Annotated in this window: 1 protein-coding gene; it reads right to left on the minus strand. The window is 33.8% G+C overall.

Annotated elements, in window-relative coordinates; translation table 11 throughout:
* A partial coding sequence (locus ACFIJW_RS09130) for a restriction endonuclease (protein ID WP_375634163.1) occupies nucleotides 1-336 on the minus strand: 336 nt, incomplete at its 3' end.
* Between the last annotated feature and the right edge of the window lie 697 nt (nucleotides 337-1,033).

Genomic DNA, 1,033 nt, shown 5'->3' on the forward strand with positions numbered 1-1,033 from the left:
TTTTCCCGAGGCAGCAATAAAGCTATCAATATCTTCTTTCTTGATCTGATGATTTGCACTATAAAACTTACATTGAATAGCGGCATATCCTTCTTCATCACGAATTTTAGCAACCAGATCAATGCCGATATCACGCCCATCTTCCCCATGCTCTTTTGCCCATTCACAATAGGTTTGAACCTTTTCATATTCTTGGCATTGTAGAGGGTCTTGCGTCAAATAAGCAATTACAAACTTTTCAAAAGAAGTTCCTCTATCGCGCGCACTTTCTGTATGATCACGGTAGGATTGTAACAGAGAGCGTAATGTCAGTGGTTTGTTATGAGATTGAAGCATTTATAATAAAACCCCACCGCTTTATAAGCGTTGATCTATCGGTGTCAAAAAACTTTAAATAGAATCTGCTAGATCTATTTAAAACAAATAGCAATAATAAAATAAAAAAAGGGTGCTAAAGACCCACAACCTGCTTAAAAAGAAATTTTATTAAAGGCTACTTATCCACAGCCTATGACATGAGGTAAAATCAGCAAAATAGTGAATTTTGCTGTTCGTTTCACGTGTTCATCAAGACAAATGAACTATGTGCTTTTAAGATATCATAATGAGTATTTTGATAGGTTTTATGAGTCACTAAAATAGTCTATTTTGTCAGTTTAATTTACTGACACAAACTGACAAATATATATTATGGATTGTATTTAAGGTTGTATTGTCGATATAGGTTGTATCATTAAAATGCTAACATATTGAAATATAATGTTTTTAATTTTCTCTCATTTAAAAAAATAATATAGGCTCTAAAAAGAACTGACAACACTGACAGCACTGGACAAAACTCTTCTGTTCAGATCATTATCTTTGGAGAAAGGTTGCTTAATGCGCTGTACAGAGAGTTTTGCCTATTTGAGTAGAAAGTTTTAAAAGAGATTTCTTATTGTTTTATGCTGTTGTTTTTGACGACAGAATGTGCTTGATAGCACGATGTCTCGTTTATATGCGTGTTGAGTGGTTTAGAGGAGCTGGAGAGTGA

It is taken from the genome of Bartonella sp. MM97QHHN, assembly GCF_042194285.1.
Taxonomy (GTDB): domain Bacteria; phylum Pseudomonadota; class Alphaproteobacteria; order Rhizobiales; family Rhizobiaceae; genus Bartonella.